Source organism: Helicobacter sp. 23-1045 (assembly GCF_053654655.1).
This window is the reverse complement of record NZ_JBSIUR010000002.1, coordinates 107,116-128,443: the sequence shown is the minus strand read 5'-3', so window position 1 is coordinate 128,443 and position 21,328 is coordinate 107,116. Positions and strand designations below refer to the sequence as shown.

The 21,328-nt window shown below is 40.8% G+C and carries 23 protein-coding genes, 7 tRNA genes and 1 pseudogene; 13 read left to right on the top strand and 18 right to left on the bottom strand.

What is annotated here, in order from left to right; genetic code table 11:
- The first annotated feature begins 16 nt into the window (after positions 1 to 16).
- From ACWIUE_RS03170 to uvrC, 3 genes are read left to right on the top strand one after another with little or no spacing between them, the layout of a single operon-like run.
- Positions 17 to 277, top strand: a complete 261-nt coding sequence (locus tag ACWIUE_RS03170; protein WP_454134783.1) for a hypothetical protein — start codon at positions 17 to 19, stop codon at positions 275 to 277.
- Positions 274 to 774, top strand: coding sequence for a hypothetical protein (locus ACWIUE_RS03165; RefSeq protein ID WP_454134782.1), 501 nt, complete (start codon positions 274 to 276; stop codon positions 772 to 774). Before ACWIUE_RS03170 ends, ACWIUE_RS03165 begins: the two co-directional genes overlap by 4 nt.
- Positions 752 to 2,533 (top strand): excinuclease ABC subunit UvrC, encoded by a 1,782-nt coding sequence (gene uvrC / locus ACWIUE_RS03160; protein WP_454134780.1) that lies wholly within the window; start codon positions 752 to 754, stop codon positions 2,531 to 2,533. Before ACWIUE_RS03165 ends, uvrC begins: the two co-directional genes overlap by 23 nt.
- Here the strand turns inward: uvrC and ACWIUE_RS03155 are convergent.
- A complete protein-coding gene (locus tag ACWIUE_RS03155; RefSeq protein WP_454134779.1) occupies positions 2,516 to 2,830 on the bottom strand; it encodes an SMR family transporter in 315 nt (104 codons plus the stop codon). The genes uvrC and ACWIUE_RS03155 overlap by 18 nt on opposite strands.
- A 13-nt stretch (positions 2,831 to 2,843) precedes the next feature.
- Complete coding sequence (locus ACWIUE_RS03150; RefSeq protein ID WP_454134777.1) at positions 2,844 to 3,341, bottom strand: DMT family transporter; 498 nt, start codon at positions 3,339 to 3,341, stop codon at positions 2,844 to 2,846.
- Between the two features lie 271 nt (positions 3,342 to 3,612).
- Here ACWIUE_RS03150 and ACWIUE_RS03145 point away from each other — a divergent pair.
- From ACWIUE_RS03145 to ACWIUE_RS03120, 6 genes are all read left to right on the top strand, one after another.
- A tRNA-Lys gene (locus ACWIUE_RS03145) sits at positions 3,613 to 3,688 on the top strand.
- 15 nt (positions 3,689 to 3,703) lie between these two features.
- Positions 3,704 to 3,778 (top strand) — tRNA-Glu (locus tag ACWIUE_RS03140).
- Between the two features lie 28 nt (positions 3,779 to 3,806).
- Positions 3,807 to 3,882 (top strand) — tRNA-Val (locus ACWIUE_RS03135).
- A gap of 1 nt (position 3,883) precedes the next feature.
- A tRNA-Asp gene (locus ACWIUE_RS03130) sits at positions 3,884 to 3,960 on the top strand.
- 33 nt (positions 3,961 to 3,993) lie between these two features.
- Positions 3,994 to 4,069: transfer RNA gene (locus ACWIUE_RS03125), tRNA-Glu, on the top strand.
- A gap of 280 nt (positions 4,070 to 4,349) precedes the next feature.
- Entirely contained in the window at positions 4,350 to 5,207 is an 858-nt protein-coding gene (locus ACWIUE_RS03120; protein ID WP_454134775.1) for a DUF5718 family protein, read from the top strand.
- A 33-nt stretch (positions 5,208 to 5,240) separates the two neighbouring features.
- Here ACWIUE_RS03120 and ACWIUE_RS03115 read toward each other — a convergent pair whose 3' ends face one another.
- Positions 5,241 to 7,616: a hypothetical protein gene (locus tag ACWIUE_RS03115; protein WP_454134773.1), complete on the bottom strand. Its 2,376-nt coding sequence runs from the start codon at positions 7,614 to 7,616 to the stop codon at positions 5,241 to 5,243.
- A gap of 9 nt (positions 7,617 to 7,625) precedes the next feature.
- A complete protein-coding gene (locus tag ACWIUE_RS03110) occupies positions 7,626 to 7,868 on the bottom strand; it encodes a hypothetical protein (RefSeq protein ID WP_454134771.1) in 243 nt (80 codons plus the stop codon).
- Here ACWIUE_RS03110 and ACWIUE_RS03105 point away from each other — a divergent pair.
- Positions 7,868 to 8,023, top strand: coding sequence for a hypothetical protein (locus ACWIUE_RS03105; RefSeq protein ID WP_454134769.1), 156 nt, complete (start codon positions 7,868 to 7,870; stop codon positions 8,021 to 8,023). The two genes, ACWIUE_RS03110 and ACWIUE_RS03105, sit on opposite strands and share 1 nt — an antisense overlap.
- An 84-nt stretch (positions 8,024 to 8,107) precedes the next feature.
- Here the strand turns inward: ACWIUE_RS03105 and ACWIUE_RS03100 are convergent, their stop codons facing one another.
- The 6 genes and pseudogenes from ACWIUE_RS03100 to ribB all read right to left on the bottom strand — a co-directional run.
- Positions 8,108 to 10,216, bottom strand: a complete 2,109-nt coding sequence (locus ACWIUE_RS03100) for an autotransporter outer membrane beta-barrel domain-containing protein (protein ID WP_454134768.1) — start codon at positions 10,214 to 10,216, stop codon at positions 8,108 to 8,110.
- A gap of 3 nt (positions 10,217 to 10,219) precedes the next feature.
- On the bottom strand, positions 10,220 to 11,557 hold the full coding sequence (locus tag ACWIUE_RS03095) for an FAD-dependent oxidoreductase (RefSeq protein WP_454134766.1): 1,338 nt from the start codon (positions 11,555 to 11,557) through the stop codon (positions 10,220 to 10,222).
- A 10-nt stretch (positions 11,558 to 11,567) separates the two neighbouring features.
- Positions 11,568 to 12,494: a metal ABC transporter ATP-binding protein gene (locus ACWIUE_RS03090; protein WP_454134764.1), complete on the bottom strand. Its 927-nt coding sequence runs from the start codon at positions 12,492 to 12,494 to the stop codon at positions 11,568 to 11,570.
- Positions 12,495 to 13,442 (bottom strand): metal ABC transporter solute-binding protein, Zn/Mn family, encoded by a 948-nt coding sequence (locus ACWIUE_RS03085; protein WP_454134762.1) that lies wholly within the window; start codon positions 13,440 to 13,442, stop codon positions 12,495 to 12,497.
- Positions 13,443 to 13,455: 13 nt separating this feature from the next.
- The gene (locus ACWIUE_RS03080) at positions 13,456 to 13,773 is read right to left on the bottom strand and encodes a hypothetical protein (RefSeq protein ID WP_454134984.1); all 318 of its coding nucleotides are present in this window, start codon (positions 13,771 to 13,773) and stop codon (positions 13,456 to 13,458) included.
- A gap of 569 nt (positions 13,774 to 14,342) precedes the next feature.
- Positions 14,343 to 14,940: pseudogene (gene ribB, locus ACWIUE_RS03075) on the bottom strand (3,4-dihydroxy-2-butanone-4-phosphate synthase); the annotation flags it as partial.
- Between the two features lie 110 nt (positions 14,941 to 15,050).
- Between ribB and ACWIUE_RS03070 the strand changes: the two are divergent.
- Together ACWIUE_RS03070 and ACWIUE_RS03065 are read left to right on the top strand one after the other, a co-directional pair.
- A tRNA-Gln gene (locus ACWIUE_RS03070) sits at positions 15,051 to 15,125 on the top strand.
- Between the two features lie 89 nt (positions 15,126 to 15,214).
- A tRNA-Met gene (locus ACWIUE_RS03065) sits at positions 15,215 to 15,291 on the top strand.
- A gap of 42 nt (positions 15,292 to 15,333) precedes the next feature.
- Here the strand turns inward: ACWIUE_RS03065 and ACWIUE_RS03060 are convergent.
- Entirely contained in the window at positions 15,334 to 15,477 is a 144-nt protein-coding gene (locus ACWIUE_RS03060; RefSeq protein ID WP_454134760.1) for a hypothetical protein, read from the bottom strand.
- A 12-nt stretch (positions 15,478 to 15,489) separates the two neighbouring features.
- Here ACWIUE_RS03060 and ACWIUE_RS03055 point away from each other — a divergent pair, with 12 nt between their 5' ends.
- Positions 15,490 to 15,615, top strand: a complete 126-nt coding sequence (locus ACWIUE_RS03055; protein WP_454134759.1) for a hypothetical protein — start codon at positions 15,490 to 15,492, stop codon at positions 15,613 to 15,615.
- On the opposite strand, the gene ACWIUE_RS03050 is transcribed toward ACWIUE_RS03055, so the two are convergent.
- The 7 genes from ACWIUE_RS03050 to ACWIUE_RS03020 form a co-directional block, all read right to left on the bottom strand.
- Positions 15,579 to 16,094, bottom strand: coding sequence for a SixA phosphatase family protein (locus ACWIUE_RS03050; RefSeq protein WP_454134757.1), 516 nt, complete (start codon positions 16,092 to 16,094; stop codon positions 15,579 to 15,581). The two genes, ACWIUE_RS03055 and ACWIUE_RS03050, sit on opposite strands and share 37 nt — an antisense overlap.
- A gap of 92 nt (positions 16,095 to 16,186) precedes the next feature.
- Positions 16,187 to 17,062, bottom strand: a complete 876-nt coding sequence (locus ACWIUE_RS03045) for a cation diffusion facilitator family transporter (protein WP_454134755.1) — start codon at positions 17,060 to 17,062, stop codon at positions 16,187 to 16,189.
- A gap of 1 nt (position 17,063) precedes the next feature.
- Positions 17,064 to 17,540 (bottom strand): hypothetical protein, encoded by a 477-nt coding sequence (locus ACWIUE_RS03040; protein WP_454134754.1) that lies wholly within the window; start codon positions 17,538 to 17,540, stop codon positions 17,064 to 17,066.
- Positions 17,527 to 18,669, bottom strand: coding sequence for a cation:proton antiporter (locus ACWIUE_RS03035; protein ID WP_454134752.1), 1,143 nt, complete (start codon positions 18,667 to 18,669; stop codon positions 17,527 to 17,529). The genes ACWIUE_RS03040 and ACWIUE_RS03035 overlap by 14 nt, the downstream gene beginning before the upstream one ends.
- A gap of 10 nt (positions 18,670 to 18,679) precedes the next feature.
- Positions 18,680 to 19,960 (bottom strand): formyltransferase family protein, encoded by a 1,281-nt coding sequence (locus ACWIUE_RS03030; protein ID WP_454134750.1) that lies wholly within the window; start codon positions 19,958 to 19,960, stop codon positions 18,680 to 18,682.
- Positions 19,961 to 20,215 carry a hypothetical protein gene (locus ACWIUE_RS03025; protein ID WP_454134748.1) on the bottom strand — a complete coding sequence of 85 codons (255 nt, stop codon included), beginning with the start codon at positions 20,213 to 20,215 and terminating at the stop codon, positions 19,961 to 19,963.
- The gene (locus tag ACWIUE_RS03020) at positions 20,169 to 21,317 is read right to left on the bottom strand and encodes a DHH family phosphoesterase (RefSeq protein WP_454134747.1); all 1,149 of its coding nucleotides are present in this window, start codon (positions 21,315 to 21,317) and stop codon (positions 20,169 to 20,171) included. The genes ACWIUE_RS03025 and ACWIUE_RS03020 overlap by 47 nt, the downstream gene beginning before the upstream one ends.
- Positions 21,318 to 21,328 lie beyond the last annotated feature (11 nt).

The window sequence follows — 21,328 nt, the reverse complement described above, 5'->3', positions numbered from 1 at the left end:
GTTCTGGGGTAATCATTTGCGTTGTTTTGGCACAAAATTTCGCTCGATGGACGCCCAAGTCCTATTTCGCTCATTTCGCGCCAAAACAACGCAAAGCACTACCGCCATTACTTCGATTGTTTTTTGTGCAAGATTCCCGCTTTTTTGTCATTCTGAGCGTAGCGAAGAATCCAAAACACGCGAATCTATGTCCAAATTTACGCTACTCCAATACGGATTCGCCTTATACCCGCACCCACTAAAAACCGCCACAAAAAATGCTATAATCACAAAATGAAAAATATTCAAAGCGTCATCTCCAATCTTAGGCACACGAGCCTAAAAAAACTAAATTCAAACGCAATTATAAACAAATTGCTTTTAACTTTGCCAAAATCTGTGCGCGATGGCGTCCTTTTTGCCACGCTAAAAGGCGAGACGCTTTTCATTGCCACACGCCACATTAGCCTGTGCGCCGAGATAAACAACTTTCGCGCAAATGATTTGCTAAATGCGATAAATTCTTTGCTAGATTCTGCGAATTTGGCGCAAAATAGCGATTTATCGCAGAATCTAGCACTTTTAAGCAAAATCAAAAAAATCAAAGCATACACACCAAAAAATATTTTAGATTACGCCACAAATAAAATCGAAAAAATTGAAGTTATACATTACAAAGAGCGCGCTCGTGGGGATTTTAGCGTGAATGAAAACTCGCCCCTAAAAGATATTTTTGCAAATATCAAAAATTTAATAAAGAAAAATTTAGCAAATGAATCTAAAAGAGCAAATTAAATCCCTCCCGCATACAAGCGGAATCTATCAGTATTTTGATGACAAAAATCGCATTCTCTACATTGGCAAGGCAAAGGATTTGCATAAAAGGGTGCGCAGTTATTTTAATCTACGGGGCGAATCTCCCGCACCTGCCGCAAATGTAAGCCATCGAATCGCAACTATGATTCGCCAAATTTCACATTTGCAAATTATCCTAACACAAAGCGAATCTGACGCCTTAATCTTAGAAAACTCCCTAATTAAGCAGCTTAAACCAAAATACAACATTCTACTTCGCGATGACAAGACTTATCCATACATTTTGATTGACAAAAACGCGCCGTTTCCGCGCCCTGAAATCGTGCGAAAAATCACAAATGATAAAAATCATCTCTATTTTGGTCCGTATTCTAGCGGTTCGCGAGAGATTTTGAATGCGATTTATGAGATTTTGCCACTTGTGCAAAAAAAGTCCTGTTTGAGTGGTAAAAAAGCGTGTTTGTTTCATCAAATAGGGCGTTGCAGTGCGCCTTGTGAGGGCAAAATTTCACGCGAAAAATATAGCGATATTGTCAAAAATGCAATAAATTTGCTTCAAAATCCAAGCAAAATCCTAAAAATTTTGGAGCAAAAAATGCAAAATTTTGCAAAAAATCTGCGCTTTGAGGATGCAAATCTTATAAAGATTCAATGCGAAAAAATCCGCCAAGTAGCCAAAATCAGCAGTATTGATTTGGCAAAACTTTATAATTGCGATATTTTTGTCATTGAAAGCAATGCGACAAAATCCGTGCTTGTAAAAATCTTTATGCGCGATGGGCGCGTGGTTTTTAGCGATAATATTTTCATAAATCACAACGAAAATGAATTAGATTTGGACTTTTTATACACGCAAAGTTTGCTAAATCACTATAAAAATAATGCGCCTTTTGCGCTAGATTCAATCCTTTTGCCTTATGATTTGAGTGATGGGGCGATTTTAAGTGAATTTTTTCGGCAAAAATTTGGCAAAAATATAAGAATTTTGAACCCAAAAAGTGGTGAAAAGAAAAAATTGATAGATTTAGCAAAAAATAATGCCAAAAATTTACTTGAAAATAGCGAAAATTCAGCCGAATCGCGCATTTTAGAAGCAATCAAAAATTTATTTTCTTTGCAAAATGTGCCAAATCGAATCGAAGTTTTTGACACAAGCCATTTTCAAGGACAAAGCGCGGTGGGCGCAAAAATCACTTATGAAAACGGCGAATTTGTAAAAAGCGCATACAAACGCTACACATTAAGTGGGAGCGATGAATACGCGCAAATGACAGAGCTACTCACACGCAGGGCGGGGAGTTTTGAGGTGGATTTCGCACCTGATTTGTGGCTGCTTGATGGCGGGTGTGCACAGATTAAAATCGCGCAAGAGATTATGCAATCTTGTGGCGCAAATGTGGATATTTTGGGCATTGCAAAAGAAAAGATAAATCACAAAGCATATCGCGCAAAAGGCGGTGCGAGGGATATTTTGCGCTCTTTGGATTTAGAATTGCGCCTTGAAAAGAGCGATGAACGGCTTATGTTTTTACAAAAATTGCGCGATGAGGCGCATAGATTTGCCATTAGTTTTCATCGCAAAAAAGGGCGCAAAAATCTGCAAAAATCCGCGATAAGTGGCAAATACACAGAGGCGCAACTTAAAAAACTGCTAAATTACTTTGGCACATTTCAATCCCTCCAAAACGCCGATGAGAATTTAATAAAATCTGTGCTGAAATCACGCAAAGTGCAGTAAATACACGGCGATTAGCACGAGCGCAATGCCGACAAAACCGATTGGCTTTAATCGCTGATTGAATAAAATCCACCCGCCGCCCGCCGTGCCTAAAATGCCGATTGCGCCCCACAGCGTGTATGCTACGGGTAGCTCCATACCAAAATCTAGTGCGAGTGCGAGTAGCAAAAACACGCTATCTACAAGAATGAGTGCCAAAATCCCCCACCAAACGCGCTTGAATCCATCTGATTTGACAAGTGCGAGATTTGCGAAAATATCTAAAATGCCAGAGATTACCACTAGAAAAAATGCCATTTTAAGTCCTAAATTATGGGAGATTTAGCGGATTTTGATTTTTGCGGATAGATTCAGCGTTTTGTGTCAAATGATTCGCAGAATCTAGCGCAAAATCGCCATTTTGATTCACAAAATCGCCATTTTGATTCGCAGAATCTATGGGCGATTTTGTCGCAGAATCTTCGTGCTTTTCGCCTAAAATAATGCAAATAATGCCGATAAATCCAAGTGCTATGCCAAAGCACTGCGCCGTGCTTAAATGCGGCTCAAAAAAGGCAAAGCTGACTAACAAAACGCCAATCCCCCCTACGATTTCCCAAGTCGCATACGCCACGCCAACGGCGATTTGGCGCAGTGTGAGCGACATTAAGAAATACGAGATATTCATAAGCACCACAAGTGCGACTTTGCCGATTGTGCCTTGCCCTGCGTTATCTAGGACTTTTAGGACGCTTAAAGCGCATATTTCAAGCGCGATGGCGGTGATTAGCATTATCCACGATGAAGCGCGAGAGTTTGAGTATTGCATTTTATTCCCTTGTTTGTAAAAAGCGGGATTATATCATAAGATTTGCTAAAATGCGCTAGATTCTGCGATTTTGGGGTAGATTCTGCGTTACAAAATCAACTAAATCCATTATCTTAATAAAATTCTCAATCCAAAATGTGATTGCAATATTTCTAAAAATTATTCTTAAAAACTCCCAAAATTTTGCATAATTTTAGCTAATTTTTTATTGACAAAAATTTTTAAACTAACTATAATTTCGCCTTTGTTTTTAAAATCACTAAATTTGTGCGACCCGTTAGCTCAGCTGGTAGAGCAATTCCCTTTTAAGGAATGGGCCGTTGGTTCGAATCCAACACGGGTCACCATTTTAGCGTAATTCTGGCCCCTTCATCTAGCGGTTAGGATCCCACCCTTTCACGGTGGTTACAGGGGTTCGAGTCCCCTAGGGGTCACCAGAATTCGACTTGCAAGTAATAATCCAAAGGTCGCTTAGCTCAGTTGGTAGAGCGCTACCCTTACAAGGTAGATGTCATAAGTTCGAGTCTTATAGCGACCACCACGCAGCGGTAGTTCAGCTGGTTAGAATGCCGCCCTGTCACGGCGGAGGTCGCGGGTTCGAGCCCCGTCCGCTGCGCCACCTTCATTTTTGCTTTTTACCATTTTTCTAGCAGACCCCTTCATCTAGCGGTCAAGGATACTGCTCTTTCACGGCAGAAACAGAAGTTCAAATCTTCTAGGGGTCGCCACCACGCGAAAAAATCCGCCACCGAAGCAAAGGCAAATTCGCCACCGCAAACAAACTCCGCCACCAAAGCAAATCAAATCCGCCGTTGTTTTAGACTAATTTTCAAAAACACAGCATTTGTTACAAATTTGCACTTATTTATATTGCTAGTTTTGCCCTAAAATGCGCTAGATTCTGCGATTTTACATTTTTTTAATGAAAAAAATTATCATTTATAAGATTGCGTTTAAGATTTTTGCACTAAAATTTGCCTTTTATTTTTTAAAATTTAGGGGGCAGAAATGCACGATTTCAAGCGCGATTTAGGGCAGATGATAGGATTTGGATTGGCGGGTAATTTTGCTTATCATTTGGAGCAAGCAGGCGAGGCTAGCGACTTTGCTTCGCTTGTGGGCGAAGATGCCTCCGCGCCAAAGGGGATTTTCCCGTTTTTTGTGCCACACGCAAAGGATTATTTGGGGCGATTTTGCTTTGATAATAATGCGGTGATTTTACCGCCCGATTCTGCGCTAAATGTGCAAGCGGAGGCGGAGGTCGCGCTTTGCTGTGAGATTGAATATAGTGCGGATAAAAAACTCGTGCTTGGCGTTACACCTACGCATTTTATGGCGTTTAATGATGCCTCCGTGCGAAATGATAAGTCCGCCGCCAAACTCTCGCAAAAAAAGAATTTTTCGCTCGGCTCAAAGGGGTTTAGCGCGCGGCAAATCGCAATCCCAAAGGGCGAATTTACGCGTGGCGGGATTTGCGATGATTATTCGCTAGCTTCATTTATCTGCACGGGCGGAGAATGCGAGATTTATGGCGAGTTAAGTCGCCTAGATTCATATAGCTATTTTTATGAAAAACTTATTCGCTGGATTGTGGAGCGATTAAATTTTCAGGATAATTTTGGCGTTTTGGAGAGTTTGGCGGATGTCTTGAAAGTGGCGCAATATCCGCAAAAGGCAATCATTGCAATCGGTGCTACGCGCTATTTTGCGAGTAATGAAAAGCGATTTTTACGCAAGGGCGATGTGGTAAGCACGATTGTTTTCAATCACAAAAAATATAGTTTTGATTTTATTTGTAATCTCGTAAAGCGCGGAGATTCAGCGGATTTTGATGATATTTTGCTTTTACGGCAAAGGGTGCTTTGAGATTCGCAGAATCTTGCCCCAAATCCGCAGAATCTATTTATAAACCAAAATCGTCTCTAAAAATGCCACTTGCCTTTTTTCTGCGCTGATTTTGTCGCAAATCGCTAATTTGTCCTGTGGTAGGATTTTTAGCAACTCATCGCTTTTCCCAAATGACGCAATATAGCACTCCAAAGTCGCAAACCAATTTATTTCCGCGTGAGATTCTGCGGAGTTTGCGGTAGATTCTGCGATTTTCGCACGAGATTCTGCAAAATCCTTGCGAGATTCTGCGATTTTCGCACGAGATTCTTTAAAATCCACGCGAGATTCTGCGATTTTCGCCCTAGATTCTGCGCCTAAATTTCGCTCAATCTCCCCCAAATACGCGATATTAAAAATCCCCTCGATTTTATTTTGCAAATACGAAATCTCAAAATACGCCTTCAAATCATCATAAACCGCCTTGCACTCGCCATTACTCGCATTTAGCAAGGCGCACTCAAAAATATTATTTAGATGATTTTGCAGGGCGACAAACTCGCCCAAACCCTTTAAGGCGTGGTATTTTTGGATATTTGCATAGATTTTTTGATACTCATTTTTTGCGTAAAAATCCAAAAATTCCACTTTCAGCAAAATGTCATTTTTCCGCGCCACCGCGCTATTTTTAAAGGGCAAAAACTGCGCCAAAACCTCCAATAAATCAAGTGCCTTTTGATTTGCGCCCTTCGCCTCTAACTCGTTTATTGTCGCTAAAATCTGCTCCCCAAAGGCAAGTGCCTTTTTGTAATTTATCGTGCTTTTGATTGCGCTAAAAGATTCTGCGAGTTTGAAAAACTCATCAAAATGCTTGTTTTTGAAAAGCGATTCTGCGTCTTTGAACTTCCGCGCGTTGCGTAGCAGGGCATTTACCGCGTCCTTTTTGAGCGCGACACTTTGCCACGCCTTTAAAATCTCTTGCGCTTTTTGCAAATCACTCGCATTTCCGCTTAAAAGCAGCTCTTTTGCGCCCTCAAATGCGTCATTGTAGAGATTTTCCAATCGCTCAAAATAGCTACTTTCCCTCAAATGCGGATTTTGCGCCACAATCTCATAGCAAGTTTTGTAATCTTTCGCATTCAACGCCTCATTTAGCTCTTTTATCGCGCCTAAATTCTGCGTTAGCGTATCAAAAGCGCATTTTTTATCATCATCCTCAAAAAATATTTTAAGCGTCTCAAATGCGCCCAAAAACGCTTCCTGCGTGGGATTTTCGCCCAAAATAATTTGTGCTTTTTTAAACTCATCAATCCATAGTTTATCTTTTAGCGCAATGTATTTTTTAAGCGTTTTTAATGGCAGATTCTGCGAGGCGATTTGCTGTGCAAGGGCGAGATTCTGCGAATTTAGCGCGGAATCAAACTCCCCCTCAAATCTATTCAAATCAAAAATCTCCAAATTCCCACTAGCAAAGCCAATGTAGAGCTTCGCATCAATCACGCGCATACTCGCAATGCCCTCATAATCCATCGCAATGTCAAACACACTCTTATTTTTCGCCAAATCCAAATAGCGCAGCTTCCCATCCCGCGCGCCAATGTAGGCGAAATTATCATCCTTTGTCATCCCCGCGCGCGTCAGCCAAGCATCGTAATTTTTCCGCAGGGCAAGGGATTTTTGCGTGATATTATAAATGCCACTCTCCCCATTTGCGCAAATAAAAAAGATTTTAGAATCATCATCAAAAAATGTCATATCCTCCGCCACTGCGCCTGTTTCAAACTCGCCGATGATAGTATTTGTCCCCATATCAAAAATGCAATTTACATTATCATACGAGCTATACACCACAAGATTCTGCGACTTTCCAAAGTGAATATTGCTGATGTAATCTGCGCGCGGGGGCAAAATGGCGATGATATTAAAATGTGGCATTCCGTAAATAAACACCTTCCCATCCTCGCCACCGCTTACCATATATTTACCATTTTTGGCAAAGCGAATGTTGTAAATGTCCGCCTTGTGCCAAGAGAGCGTTTTTATGTGCGAAAGCGTGCCGTTATAAAGGTGCAAAATGTGGCAGTTTGGGGAGTGCGGCTCGCCAAGTGCGACATATCCATTCATCGAAAGGGCGCAGGACTTGCTAAACTGATGCTGTGCTTCGAAATCAAAAATCTTGTTGTTGAAGATAAATTCGCCATCTTGCAATTCATAAAGATTGTAGTTTGAGTCAAGGAAAATCACGCTCTTTGCGCTATTTTTCGCAGAATCTAATGTGACGGGGTTTGGTGTTGCGGAATTTGATTTTGTGGTGTTTAAATTTGTGGAATCTGATTTTGTGGAACTTAATGTTGCAGAATCTAATTTTGCCGAACTTAAATTTGCGGAGCTCGCGCCGATGGCGAGAATACTTGCATTTAGCTTGTAGCGAATGGGTTTTGGTAGCATTTGCAATCCTTAAAATTTCTCAGATTCTGCGATTTTAAAAATATAAATCGTTTGATTTGTCGCAGAATCTAATATTTTTTTTGGGGATTTCTTTAAGATTCTGCGAAATATGCGAAATTTGGCGAAAATCGCAGAATCTAGCATTTTTATTTTTCCGTCATTGCGAACGAGCGAAGCGAGTGTGGCAATCCATTTGTTTAATTTTTTTATGGATTGCTTCGTTGCACTCGCTTCGCTTTGTGCGCCTCGCAATGACGGATAATTTTAGAGATTCTTCGCTCACTTTGTTCGCTCAGAATGACAAAATTTTTTTGGCAGATTCTACGAATTTCGTGCGAGATTCTGCGATTTTTGTCTTTAAAACAATCGAAGTAATGGCGGTGGTGCTTTGGATTATTTTTGCGTGAAACAAGCGAAAATAGGACTTGTGCGTCCATTGAGCGCAGTTTTATGCAAAAATAATTCAAATGATTACCCCAGAACAAATTGCCCTACCAAAGCACGCGCCATTCAAAGCCGCCGCCGTTTGAGATTCCCTTGTCGCCGAAGTTGCCAAAATACTGCAATCCAAACTCCATATCGAAGTTTGATTTTTGAAGCAAATACGAAATTCCTGCGTTTGCGTAACCTAAAATTTTGTCGCTATCTAGGGCGAAATCGAAGTTTTCGCTTCGCACTAAAACCTTGCTTTTGGCGAGTTTGGGGGCGAGATTGAACTTCGCGCCTACGCCAAAGTTTATCCCAAATCCGCTGAAATAATTTGCGTAAGAAATCCCCAAATCGCCGTAGATTAGGTTAAAAAGCGCGTTTTGGTAAATCGCAGAATCTGCTTTGATTTCCTTTGATTTGAGTGCTTTGTAGTCAAATCCTGCTTCGAGCGATAATGCCCCGCCTGTGCGAAAATCAAAGGTTTTGCCAAAAGTTAAATTTGCGCCAAATCCCAAATTTTGCGGTTTTAAATCTGCCAAAAATTGCGTTTTTAAGTCGTTTGAGAAGTAGAAAAAGTCCCCGTATGCCTTTAAAAATAGCGCGTAGGGCAAGTCGATTTTATAGTGCAGTCCGCCGAATAAGTTTAGATTTTTGACTGCCAAATCTTTGTCGTGCTTGTCGCGTAATGTGCCGTAGGTTAGGGCGAAGTGTGCGCCAAGTGTGTGAGATTCTGCGATATTTGCGCTAAAAGCGGTGATGAAACCATAATCAAATCCTGATAGCGCGTAGTTTCCTGCCTGTGCGAAAGAGTTGTGATTGATGAAGGGGGTGAAAATGAAATAATAATTTTTTGCAGAATCTGCGGTGGATTCTGCGATTTGGGGGCGATTTGCAGAATCTGCGGGATTGCGAGAAATGTTTCTTTGGATTCTGCGATTTTTTGCGGTAGATTCTGCGTTTTTGTAGAAAAATGTTTCGTTTTGTTTTAAAATCGCAGAATCTGCGAGATTTTTCGCTTCGCTCAAAATGACAAAGGCGGAGTTAAGATTCACAGAATCTCGCAATGACGGAAATTGTGCGTTAGATTCTGCGCCTCGCAATGACGAAACTTTTTTGATTCTGCGAATCGTGCGTTTTTGCGGGGTTTGTGAATTTTGCGGAGTTTGCGTTAGATTCTGCGATTTGGCAAATTTTCGTGGGAAAATCATCGCACTAGTCATTATTTGAAAATTATTCATCGTGCGGAGATTGCTTTTGTAAAGTTCGGTAATTGGCGTATGCAGGGAAAAATCGCCACTCTTTTCTTTCACGCGAACGATAAAATACTCTCCACTCTCCAAAATATCATAAAAATCAGCATCTTTTAGCATAAGGCGAGAAAAGTCGATATTTAGCGCATTTATCGGCTCTCCATCATTTGGGGACACCACAAGTTTGGCGATTTTATACCCTGCCCCCATCTCAAAATCACCACTAAAATCAATGATAAATTTTGAATCCTTATCCTTAAAATATAGATTTTTATCGGTGGGCGTGTAGTTATTATAGGTGATTATCAAATGCGAATTTTTATTCTCCGTCTTGTTGTCGTAACCCGTAAAGTTATTAAATTCATTGGCATTTTCAATAATTTTTATTGTGTAGTTTTGGATGACTAACTTTGCTTGGTCGCTCTCAAAGGCGAAGTGTGCCGCTTTTTTGACGAGAGTATTTATGTAACTGCCTTCATTTGTGAGTATCGTGCCTAAATTATTGATTGTAATTTCTATCGGTTTATACTGCGTCCAAATACCGCGCATTGTGCCGTAGTTTTCAAGTGTGCTTATGGCATTTTGAGAGAAAATCCTAATCCCACCCGAAATTGTGCCTTTGTTGATAAAATTTATTATTTTGCCATCGTTGTTGTTTATGTAAAAACTTTGTTCGTCAGTGCTTGTAATGTCGCTTGTGTTTGTAAAAGTCGTAATTTGCGTTTCGATTTTGATTTGACTTGTGGAGAATGGTGCGGAATTTTGGATATTTTTATCTTTGTGAATTGTATCGATTTTGCACTCGGCATTTGGCGTGCAAATGGTGCTTAATTCAATGGGATTTGCATTTAGATTCTGCGATAAGGGGGGGGGGATTATGCTAAAAAGAGCAATGCAGATAATTTGCCAAATTTTTCGCATTTACTACCCCAAATCCGCTAAAAATCGCTCACTATCAAACTTCGCGCCCAAATACTCCGCGATTTCCTTTGCGTCAATCTCTGCGTTGCCAAGACAGCTTGTCGCGCCGGGGGATGGCGTCATATTGAAAGTCAGCCCTTTTTTGGTTTGGATTTTTTTCTCGCCTAACTCTAATCTTTTCGCCCCTAAATCAATCACTTGCGGACGCACCTCGCCAAAGCCCTCCGCATAAGTCAAATCGCTAATTTTTAGCGATGGGATAATTTTCCTTGCGTCCTTTATAAAGAGCCGTTTGCCAAGCAGTGGCAGCTCAAATGCCATATTTTTTAGCACATAGCTACGGATTTCACTATCGCTTAATAAATCAAATCCCACTTTTAGCGCACCTAGCTTAAAATCAATGCTTAAAAGCTCCCCACTTACATTATTCCAAAAGTGCTTCCCGCGCTCTAATTTTGGCATAGCAAGTGCGGTGGGTCCAAGTCTCGTAACGCCCTCTACCGCGATATCAGGGTCGCCGTGAAGTGCGGCAAAGGGTAATTTTGGATTTTGCACGCCATAGACTTTGCCACGCAAAAGTTTTCCCGGCACAAAGTAAAAGCTCCCCGCCACAGGCAAACAACCCAAATCCTTGCCATAGCCACATTTTTGCGCCAAAGGCAAAGAGTGCGAGCCGGCATTGACTAGCACAAACTTCGCATACACCTTGCTCCCATCGCGTGAGCGGATTTCATATCCATCGCCCTTTGCCTTAATATCCACCACGCAAAATTTATTTTTCACGCAATTTTTTGGATTTGCAATCATCGCAGAATCTACAAAATGATTGCTAATTATCTCAAAATTCATAGCACACCACGACTCTTTGTAGCCTGACGCTACGACATTTTCGCTTCTATCATTTCCATTCATTGCTTCAATTATTTTTGGCTCTAACGCTTTGATTTGACTTTTTTCAAAAAATTGCAACCCCTCAAAAATCCCCTCAAACTCGCCGTGTCGCTTTTTCATAAACTCGCATTCTTTGTCGCCCACGCCGATTGCGAGTTTTTGCATTTTAAAAATGCCTTTGTTTTGGAGATTGTGGCGGAGGGCGTAGTTTTTGAGTTTGTCAGCGGAGATTTTGACTTTGGCGGCTTTTTGCGCCGTGTAGTTTGTTTCAATCGAGCCATCGTGAATCGTCTGTGAATTTGCCTTTTGACTTGAACTAACCTTCGCTAGATTTTGGCACTTTTCTAGCAAAATGACATTTTTAATATCCGTGTAGGCACTCAACGCATAAAACGCCGCACATCCCGAAATCCCGCCGCCAATGATTGCAACCTCAAAATTTTCATTCATTTTTTATCCTTTATTTCTGCCAAAGGGTGCGATTTACAAACACCGCTTTGTTTGCATACTCCAAGATAGAAATATCGTGGCTGATTAAAATTATAGTATGATTAGCGTTTATTTGCTTTAATAATTCATAAATTTCTTTTTGCGTAGGCATATCGATACTTGCCGTTGGCTCATCAAAAATCAGCAGTTTTGGCTCGCCACATAGCGCGCGGGCTATCATTACACGCTGTCTTTGCCCGCCTGATAAATCGCTAATTTTTCGATTTTTCAAATGCGAAATGTCTAAAATCTCCATAATTTTCTCCGCCTCAAAAATATCAGTTTTTGTGATTTTGTAACCAAAGGTTTTATGGCGTATAAATCCCATCAGCACGACATCTAATGCCACAATGGGAAAGTTTTTATTTATATTAGTTTCTTGCGAAGTGTAACCAATTAGCGAATTTTTGTTAAATAAAGTTACATTTGGATAAATCATCTCTCCGCCATTTGGTTTCAAAAGTCCCAAAATAATCTTTGCCAAAGTGCTTTTTCCCCCGCCGTTTGGACCGATGAGCGCGATAAAGTCGCCCTTGCAAATCTCCAAATCAATATTTTGCAAAACAAACTCATTTGTGTATTTAAACGAAATATTTTGCAATCGCAGAATCTTTGGCGCATTATCGCAAGTTTTCGCACACAGCGCAGAATCTGCAAGGATTTGGCGGAGATTTTGTTTGAGATTTTGCACTTTTTGTGCGGGATTATGCGACGCGCAAATGCTTTGATTTTGTAGGAGATTCTGCGAATCTTGGGGGAGATTCTGCGAATCTTGGGGGAGATTCTGCGAATTTTTCGTCATTGCGAGACTTTGCGAAGCGAAGTCGTGGCAATCTATTAGATTCTGCGAATTCGCAGAATCTGCGTGATTTTGGGGAAGATTCTGCGAATTTTGCATTTATTTTGCCACTTCGTTTAGAAAATCTCTAATATTGCTAATCCACTCAAACGCCAGCGGGTCGGCGGTTTTCAGCGTGAGATTTGCCTCTTTTGCGAGTGTCTTTGCGCTTTTGGTGGAAAACTGCGGTTGAGTAAAAATCACTTTGATATTATGCTTTTTAATAAGTCGCAAAACCTCTTTTGTGTGCGCGATTTTCGCCTCTTTGCCGTCCTGCTCGATTGCGATTTCTTCTAATCCAAGCTCATCTGCGATTAGCGAAAATGCGGGATGATAAACCAAAAATGCCTTTTTTTGATTCGCAAAAACGCCCCTAAAATGCGTATAAAGCGCGTCAATCTCTTTGTGAAGCTCCGCCAAATTTTTCGCATAAATCGCGCAATTCGCAGAATCTATCTCACAAAGAGTATCTTTTATCTGCGTGGCGTGGGACTTTGAGAGGTTGAAAGATAACCAAATATGTGGCAAATGAATGTGGGCGTGGTGGGCGTGATTGTCTTTTGGCGATAAATCGTGCGAATGTTTGTGTGCGTGTGTGCGATTCGCAGAATCTGCGTGGTGCGAATGCTTGTGCTTCGCAGAATCTGCGGTGTGCGAATGCGAATCGTGTGTGTGTTTCGCAGAATCTGCGGTGGATTCTGCCTTATCTTTTGGCAAGGGGGCGATTATTTTTAGATTTGGATTTACACCCTTAAATCGCTCCATCCACGCACTTTCAAAAGGCATACCGATGGTAAAATAAACCTGCGATTTGCTTAGCTTTTCTAGCTCTTTTAGCGATGGCTCGTAGGTTTCAGGGCTTTTGCCCTTTTGCACCAAAATATTGACTTCCGCCAAGTTTCCTGCAATTTTTTGAATGAAAAACGCCTGTGGGATGACACTCACACTCACGCTAACCTTTGCAAACGCGCACACCGCGCTAAAAACTAATATCGCTAAAAATCTCATTTCTGCCCCCTTTTTAAATCAAAACTTCGCTTTTAATCGTTAGCCCAAAGCCACCTAGCGCGATATATTGATGATTTTTGCGGGTGGATAGAAGCGCGAAATCGCTAATTTTTAGGCTTTTTAGAATCTGTGCGCCGATGCCGACAACCTTGCTTGCTTCACTTGCATCGTTTTTATTGATTTGACTTTTTTGGCTCATCTCGTTGTTTGCGTTATTTAGGCATACCAAAAATCCGCCATTTTCGCGCAAAAACGCCACTGCTTTATTGAGCGTCTCAAATTCGTTATTTTCTAAAAGTTGCAAGGTGTTATTAAATGAATGAAAACGCACAAAAGGCGCATTTTGCGCACAATTTGTTCTGGGGTATTCATTCGAGTCGTTTTTATATGAAACTTCGCTCAATGGACGATTCAGTCCTATTTTCGCTCGTTTCGCATAAAAACGACTCGAAGCAACACCGCCATTACTTCGATTGTTTGATTGCGTGGTAGTTTTTGCGTTTATTTTGTCATTCTGAGGGAGCGAAGCGACCGAAGAATCCCTGTTTTTTTGAGATATTTCGCTACGCTCAATATGACAATTTATTGTGGATTGCTTCGTTGTGGCTTCGCCACTGCCTCGCAATGACGAATTATTTGAATCGTTTGCAATTCTAGTATCTTGCGCGAGATTCGTGGGTTGCGCAGAAAAATTCGATTGAGATAAGACTTGCGGTCTATCGAATGAGAATTTTTCAAGCTCCCGCGAAGATTGCGTAAGAGACGAATTGCCTGCATTAAATTTATACACAATGTGTCGCGAATCCAAATGGTCTATAAACTCAATTCTCTCGCACTCCACGCCAAAAAAGCGCGTTTTTTTCGCGCCGACTTTCTCTACCAAAACTTCATATTGAAATTTATAATGCACCAAATCAGAGACATAAAGCACTTTTAGCCCGTGTTGTGTGGCAAAATCCATCACAAAATTATCATTATTGCTTGCCATTGTGCCATCTTTTTTCATTAGCTCACAAATCACGGCGATGGGCTTTAATCCTGCAAGTTTGCAAATATCCACACTTGCCTCCGTATGCCCCGTGCGGACTAAAACACCGCCTTTTTTAGCGATGAGCGGGAAAATATGTCCGGGCTTTGCAAAGTCGCTTGGGCGCGAATTATCATCGCAAATTAGTTTGATTGTCATATCGCGCTCAAAGGCACTAACGCCCGTTTTGGCGCGTTTGGCATCGACTGACACGGTGAAAGCTGTTTCGTGATTGGAGCTATTTTTATCCACCATTAGCGGAAAATCTAGCTTTTTGGCAAGTTTATCCGTCAAACTCACGCACAAAACGCCCCGCGCCTCAGTTACCAAAAAATTCACTTTATCAGGGCTTGAAAACTCCCCCGCATAGACTATGTCGCCCTCATTTTCTCTGCCCTCATCGTCCATTATAATTATCATTTCGCCGTTTTTTATCGCGCTTATTGCGTCCTCTACGCGCTTTAATTGCATAAAAATCCTTCATATTTTTGAAAATAAAATCGCAAATTATAGCAGATGAAAATTAAAAACGCTTGACAAAAAAGCGCAAATTTAAATATAATTCGCCTTTTTAAAATTGATGGGGTATAGCCAAGCGGTAAGGCAGCTGGTTTTGGTCCAGCCATTCAGAGGTTCGAATCCTTTTACCCCAGCCACTTTTTGGGATTAGATTAAATCAAATTTTATCGCGTTTGTTTGGAGCGTTTTGTTTAAGGCGTTTGCTTAAAGCACAAAGGCGCGTTGTCGCGGGATAGAGCAGTCCGGTAGCTCGTTGGGCTCATAACCCAAAGGTCGGTGGTTCAAATCCGCCTCCCGCAACCAAATTTGACTTCTTTTTGATTTTTTTCAAAACAATTTTAGATTTTATAAATCCTCGCAGATTCTGCGAATCGCAGAATCCTGCAAAGACACAAATAAAATAACGCAAAATGTATGAATTGCCACGCTTGTTTTACTTATTTGCAAAGACAAATCTATTTTAGATTCTGCGTTTTCTTGGATTGCCATAAAGTCGCACAAGTGCGATTTCTTGCAATGATTATTTTTGCGCGAGATTCTGCGAGAAATATCGTAGATTCTGCGAAATTTGCGCGTGTAAAACGCAGAATCTACAAGCACTCTGGCGCAATTAGCGTTGAGATGTAAAATCCGCCTTTGACTTCATCTGCGCCTTTTTTGCGGGATAATTCGATGATTGTCCCTTTTTTGATTGGCAAATCTTGCTTTACACTCGCAAACTCCACGAAATTCCCCAAATCAAATTGATGCCCAACTAGCGCGATGATTTTTGCCGATGGCGCGGACTTCAATGCCTTCAAATACCCTTCAATCCCGCACTCTGGGGCGATATGTTCGCTAAATTTGCAAAGTTTTTTATGTTTTTTTAAAAAATGCTTTATCGTTTGCCTTGTGCGCTTTGATGGTGATGAAAGCACAAGCGAGATTTGCGAAATGCGGTGCATTTTTTGCAAGAAATTTGCAATTTTTTTACTTTGCTTTTTGCCTAACTTGCTTAATGGACGCACCAAATCATCGCTGTTATGCTTGGCAAACTCCGCTCTATCAATCGTATCTGCGTGGCGAATCAAAATGATTTTTTGTAAGTTTTTTGCTAACTTTTCCATATTTCCCTCCAAAAATTAAAGTAGGCGTTTATTTTAGCAAAAAATTTATTAGATTCTACGCTAGATTCTGCGTTTTGCCACAATGACGAGTTTTACACACTATCATCATACGGGTCTAAATGCACCAAAATCACCCACTCATAATCCGCCGAAATGCCCCTAATCTGCGCTTCAATCGCATCTGAAATTTCGTGCGCTTTAAAAAGCGTGATTTCTTTATCAAACACCAAATGATACTCAACGAAAATAAATCCCCCGCTTTGGCGCGTTTTAAAGTCGTGAAAACTTGAAATGCGCGAATTTTTGCCTAAAATCGCCAAAATTTCACCTTGCAAACTCTCATCCACCGCCCTATCAAGCAAAATGAAAAATCCATCTTTTGCGATTTTGTAGCTTTGGACGCAAATATAAATCCCCAAAATCCCGCCGATAACCGCATCAAATGCATAAATCTGCGTCACAAAAACAAGCATTAGCGAAAAAATCACCGCTAGATTGCTTAATAAATCCACTTTGTAGTGCAAAATCTCAGACTTTAAAATAATGCTTTTGTCGCTGCGCGCGATAAATTTTAGAAAGCAAATAATGCCAAGCGTGGCAAAAATTGAGATTAGCATAATGAAAATGCTATGCGTTAGTGCCGAAATCTCGCTTTTTGCGATGAACTTTTGAAGCGACTGATAGATGATATATGCGCCAGAAGCGCAAATCAGCGCACCTTCAAAAAGTGCCGCCACCCCCTCCAACTTGCCAAATCCATAGTTGAAATGCGCTGTGGAGGGCGATTGCGCCTTTTTGTAAGTGAAATAGTTGAAAAGCGAGACAAACATATCAAGTAGCGAATCAATCGCACTTGCCATAATCGCCACGCTACCGCTGAAAATCGCAACGATGAGTTTTAGGCACATTAGGCAAAATGCGCAAAATCCTACGATTAGAAGCGCGTTTTTGTGGATTGGGCGGTTCATTTTAGTGCTTTGTCGCAGAATCTGTGGATTTTTGCGATGGATTGCGCGAATTTTCGTGCGTTAGATTCTGTGGATTTTTGCATTTTTTCGTCATTGCGAGAAAATGCGTAGCATTTTCGTGGCAATCCACAAAATTGTCATTCTGAGCGAAGTGCAACGCACGAAGCGAAGAATCTCTTTTTTTTTGAGATACTTCGCTTTGCTTAGTGTGACAAATTGGACTAGATTCTGCGAATGCAAAATCTAAATAATTATTTTGTGGATTGCCACGATTTGCCAAAGGCAAATCTCGCAATGACGAATTATAAAGCTGATTTGCCTTGCAAATCACAATCGAAGTAATGGCGGTGTGGCTTTGTGCCGTTTTTGCGTGAAACAAGCGAGATAGAACTTGCGGTTCATCGAGCGAAGTTTTATGCAAAAACGGCGCAAATTGCATACCCCAGAACAAATTGCCAAAAACGCTACTCTCTCGCATTTATCGCCTTTATGATTGTAACAAACACCACCGCTTCAATCATCGCTGATAGCACAAACGCATAATAATCGCCCTTTTCTAATGCGCCAATATTTAGCCCCAAAGTCGCAGTTGCCACTAAAAAAGTTAGCGGCATCGCACTACCAAGCACAAAAAGCAAAATATGCAAAAAGTCCTTCAAATCCCTATAAAACACCACCAAACTCGCCACGATTCGCACCGCAATCATCGCTACGCAAATATAAATCGCGCGTTTCAGCACTTCAAAATCAATCAGCGAAAAGTCCAAAGTCGAGCCAATATACACGAAAAATAACGGGATTAAAAATCCAAATCCAATGTCATTTAGGCGGTAGTGAAGCGATTTATGCGTTTTAAAAAAGTTTGAGATAATTACGCCTGAAACAAACGCGCCAAGCGCAACTTCGATATTTAGCAAATGCACGATTGTAATCATCAAAAAAAACAGCATCATCGCGTAGCGGATATCTTCATTTTTCTCGCAGTGCGCGGGGATTAGGACATTTCGCAAGTTTGGCAACCACCAAAAAATCACATCGCTAATCTTAAAGATAATCCCCACCACAACGCTAAAAATAAACAAAATCAAAATCGAAAAATACAACTCAAATCCAATCCCAAATGAATGATATCCATTCAAAAGCACAAGCATCGAAATGCTGATGATTTCGCCGATTATGCCAATTTTTAGCGCAAGATTGAGCCAAAATTTATCTTTATCGACTTCTTGCATCAAAATCACAATCATCCCAATACTCATCACGGGGAACGCCACAGCATAGATTAGTGGCAAGTCGAATGCAAGGACGATTATCCCGCTACTAGCATAAAGGGCGATGAAATAAAATGTCACTTTTCGTAAAAAGCTTACCCCCAAATTCAAAAAACTTTTTATATCAACTTCAATCCCTGCCAAAAACATCAAAAATAAAAATCCAATGTGTGCGACTTCTTTAAACACCGCGATTTCGCCGATGATACCGACATTTAGCACAAGTGCTCCAAGCAAAATCTCAACCACCACAAGCGATAATTTTGTGATTTTATGAATGAGTGGGGCGATGAAAATTAGCATCGCAACGATGGCAAAAATCCACAATTCTTGCATTTAAATCCCTTTAAAATCCCAATGTTTGAAGTGTTTGAAGTGCTTTGATGATTGCCTTTGGGTAGAGTTCGTGCTCTAATGCGTGGATTCGCGATTCAAAAGATTCAAAGCTCTCGCCATCAATCTTTTGGATAATATCTTGCGCGATGAGTGCGCCACCATCTAGCTCATCATTCACAAAATGCACACTCACACCTGCGATTTTCATATCGCTTTGGTAAGATTCAGCGATTGCGTGTGCGCCCTTAAAAAGTGGCAAGATTGAAGGGTGGATATTTATGGCGCGAAATTTGGCGGTAAATTTTGGGGGCAAAATTTTCATAAATCCCGCCAAAATCACCAAGTTAATGTTATGCGATTCAAGCGTTGCGATGATTTTTTCAAAAAAATCGCCTTTGTTTGCTTTGTAATCGATGACTTCGCATTTTAGCCCCAAATTTTTGCACCGCGTGATTCCAAAGGCGGATTTGTTGCTACAAATGGCGATAGAGAAATTTAATCGTAGCACGGAGTCTTTTGGCGATAAATCGGGGAGACTTGCCACTCGCTTCGTCAATGAACCACTAGTTCTATTTCCTCGCTCGTGGCTTCGCAACCCCGATTTCTCATCCAAAATACTTCCGCGCGGGGCATTTTTAATGCGAGATTCTGCGTGTAGATTCTGCGATTTTGGGGTAGATTTTGCGATTTGTGTTTCATTTGCAGAATCTGAGATTTTTTCCGTCATTGCGAGATTTGCCAAAGGCAAATCGTGGCAATCCATTTTTAGATTCTGCGATTTTGTATTAGATTCTGCGATTTTGTTTTGATTTGCAGAATCTACGATTTTTTCCGTCATTGCGAGATTTGACGAAGTCAAATCGTGGCAATCTATATTATTGTTTTTTTGGATTGCTTCGGCACTTCGTGCCTCGCAATGACGAAGTGAAGTAGATTCTGCGATTTGTTCCCCCTCCCTTGCGGAGGGGGCTAGGGGGTGGGTAATTTTCGCATTAGATTCTGCGATTAGATTCTGCGTTTTGGTGGCAGTTTCTGCGATTTGTGTTTCATTTGCAAAATCTACGATTTTTTCCGTCATTGCGAGATTCTGCGTAGCAGAATCGTGGCAATCTATATTATTGTTTTTTTGGATTGCTTCGGCACTTCGTGCCTCGCAATGACGAAGTGAAGTAGATTCTACGCAATGATTACCCAAAGACGAATTGCAAATCAATCCTTGCATTTTTTTATAAATATTTTCTAAATTGCTCCCATTGCCACTAAATAGGATTGCCAAATTTATCGTTTTCATTTAAATAGCTCCGCCAAAAAGTTCTGCGTGATTTTGCTTCATCTTTAAAATAATCTCACACACGCTTTTATAATCATAGGGCGCGTCATCATCGCATTTGTCAAACTCCGATTCATAAATATCTAACGCGGTTTTCATTTTGTCATCTCTCACACCAGCAAGGCTCAAAGCCGCACTTAGCAAAATCACAATCTCATCAAGCAATTCATTATAATCGTTGCCAATCGTCATCATCGTCCTCCACGCTATTGCCAATCCTTGCCTCTAATTGCGCCCTTGCTTCATCGTATAAAAATGTCCCTTTAAATTCCTCGATTTTGCCACCAGCGGCGTTTTTGTGTCCGCCTCCGTTGAAATATTTTTTTGCCACCGCGCTTACATCGCAGTTGCCATTCGCCCGAAAGCTCACGGTTCCGCCACTTCCTATGTCTAAAAAGAAATCAAATTCGCTATTTTGTGTCAAAAATAGATTCGCCAAAATCGAAATATTGCCAATGCCATAAGTCAAAATCCCGCGCTTTTTGTCGCCATTTGCATCATTCAAAAAAATGGTATATTTTTCTTTTTGTGAGCGCAAAATATCCGTTTGTTTTTGCGATAAAATTTGCTCCATTGTTTGCCTCTCCAAATCCCCGCCAAGTGCCTTTTTTTTGTCTAAAAAGATATTGTTATCCAACGCTACATTTGCGTTAGGGCGGGGATTGTTTTGCGAATCTAACAAATAATTTTTTGCCACTTCCAACATTTTGAACTTAAAATCCCTATCAAAATCATCAAACATATAGCGACTAAATTCCCTGCTTTGCGCAATCATTCCTAATGCGACTTTGCCAAACTCAAAGCCAAATCCATCCTCTTTCCAAGTATCCGCCGAATCAATCATATCAATAAATTTTTGCATACCTTCGCGCTTGTGCGAATCGCGTAAAATCACGCAAGATTCGGCTGATTTGGCGCATAGATTTGCGATATTTTCGCTTAAAAAATTTAGCGTAATTTTTGAAGCGCAAATGCTTGAATCCAAATGATACCACTCATAAACTTGCGCACATTCTTTGCCTGTAATGTGATGGTCTAACAATAAAAGTTGCGTTTTTTTGCCTTGCGCGTTTAAAAGTGCGACTTCGCTTTGCAAAAATTTTGCTTCATTTAGCGTGAGATTTAAATCTGTGATTAAGATTAAAAAACTTGTATTTTTCGCGCTTTTGATATTGCCTAACATATCGCGCAATCGCACCTCCACTTCTCTGCCATAATTTGCATTATAAAACACAATATTTTTGAAAAACTCCCTTGCCACAAACTGCGCACCATAGCCGTCTAAATCGATATGTGATAGATGATGAATCTCTGTCATTTTTATTTCCT

What these genes read in the sequence shown, in the direction of transcription:
- ACWIUE_RS03150 (WP_454134777.1), bottom strand. Translation starts at nt 3,341, where the DNA reads ATGCAATACTCAAACTCTCGCGCTTCATCGTGGATAATGCTAATCACC.
- ACWIUE_RS03120 (WP_454134775.1), top strand. Translation starts at nt 4,350, where the DNA reads ATGCACGATTTCAAGCGCGATTTAGGGCAGATGATAGGATTTGGATTG.
- ACWIUE_RS03045 (WP_454134755.1), bottom strand. Translation starts at nt 17,062, where the DNA reads ATGAACCGCCCAATCCACAAAAACGCGCTTCTAATCGTAGGATTTTGC.
- ACWIUE_RS03060 (WP_454134760.1), bottom strand. Translation starts at nt 15,477, where the DNA reads ATGGCAATCCAAGAAAACGCAGAATCTAAAATAGATTTGTCTTTGCAA.
- ACWIUE_RS03035 (WP_454134752.1), bottom strand. Translation starts at nt 18,669, where the DNA reads ATGCAAGAATTGTGGATTTTTGCCATCGTTGCGATGCTAATTTTCATC.
- ACWIUE_RS03115 (WP_454134773.1), bottom strand. Translation starts at nt 7,616, where the DNA reads ATGCTACCAAAACCCATTCGCTACAAGCTAAATGCAAGTATTCTCGCC.
- ACWIUE_RS03095 (WP_454134766.1), bottom strand. Translation starts at nt 11,557, where the DNA reads ATGAATGAAAATTTTGAGGTTGCAATCATTGGCGGCGGGATTTCGGGA.
- ACWIUE_RS03105 (WP_454134769.1), top strand. Translation starts at nt 7,868, where the DNA reads ATGACGGATAATTTTAGAGATTCTTCGCTCACTTTGTTCGCTCAGAAT.
- ACWIUE_RS03050 (WP_454134757.1), bottom strand. Translation starts at nt 16,094, where the DNA reads ATGGAAAAGTTAGCAAAAAACTTACAAAAAATCATTTTGATTCGCCAC.
- ACWIUE_RS03090 (WP_454134764.1), bottom strand. Translation starts at nt 12,494, where the DNA reads ATGCAAAATTCGCAGAATCTTCCCCAAAATCACGCAGATTCTGCGAAT.
- uvrC (WP_454134780.1), top strand. Translation starts at nt 752, where the DNA reads ATGAATCTAAAAGAGCAAATTAAATCCCTCCCGCATACAAGCGGAATC.
- ACWIUE_RS03165 (WP_454134782.1), top strand. Translation starts at nt 274, where the DNA reads ATGAAAAATATTCAAAGCGTCATCTCCAATCTTAGGCACACGAGCCTA.
- ACWIUE_RS03155 (WP_454134779.1), bottom strand. Translation starts at nt 2,830, where the DNA reads ATGGCATTTTTTCTAGTGGTAATCTCTGGCATTTTAGATATTTTCGCA.
- ACWIUE_RS03100 (WP_454134768.1), bottom strand. Translation starts at nt 10,216, where the DNA reads ATGCGAAAAATTTGGCAAATTATCTGCATTGCTCTTTTTAGCATAATC.
- ACWIUE_RS03030 (WP_454134750.1), bottom strand. Translation starts at nt 19,960, where the DNA reads ATGAAAACGATAAATTTGGCAATCCTATTTAGTGGCAATGGGAGCAAT.
- ACWIUE_RS03020 (WP_454134747.1), bottom strand. Translation starts at nt 21,317, where the DNA reads ATGACAGAGATTCATCATCTATCACATATCGATTTAGACGGCTATGGT.
- ACWIUE_RS03040 (WP_454134754.1), bottom strand. Translation starts at nt 17,540, where the DNA reads ATGCGAGAGAGTAGCGTTTTTGGCAATTTGTTCTGGGGTATGCAATTT.
- ACWIUE_RS03085 (WP_454134762.1), bottom strand. Translation starts at nt 13,442, where the DNA reads ATGAGATTTTTAGCGATATTAGTTTTTAGCGCGGTGTGCGCGTTTGCA.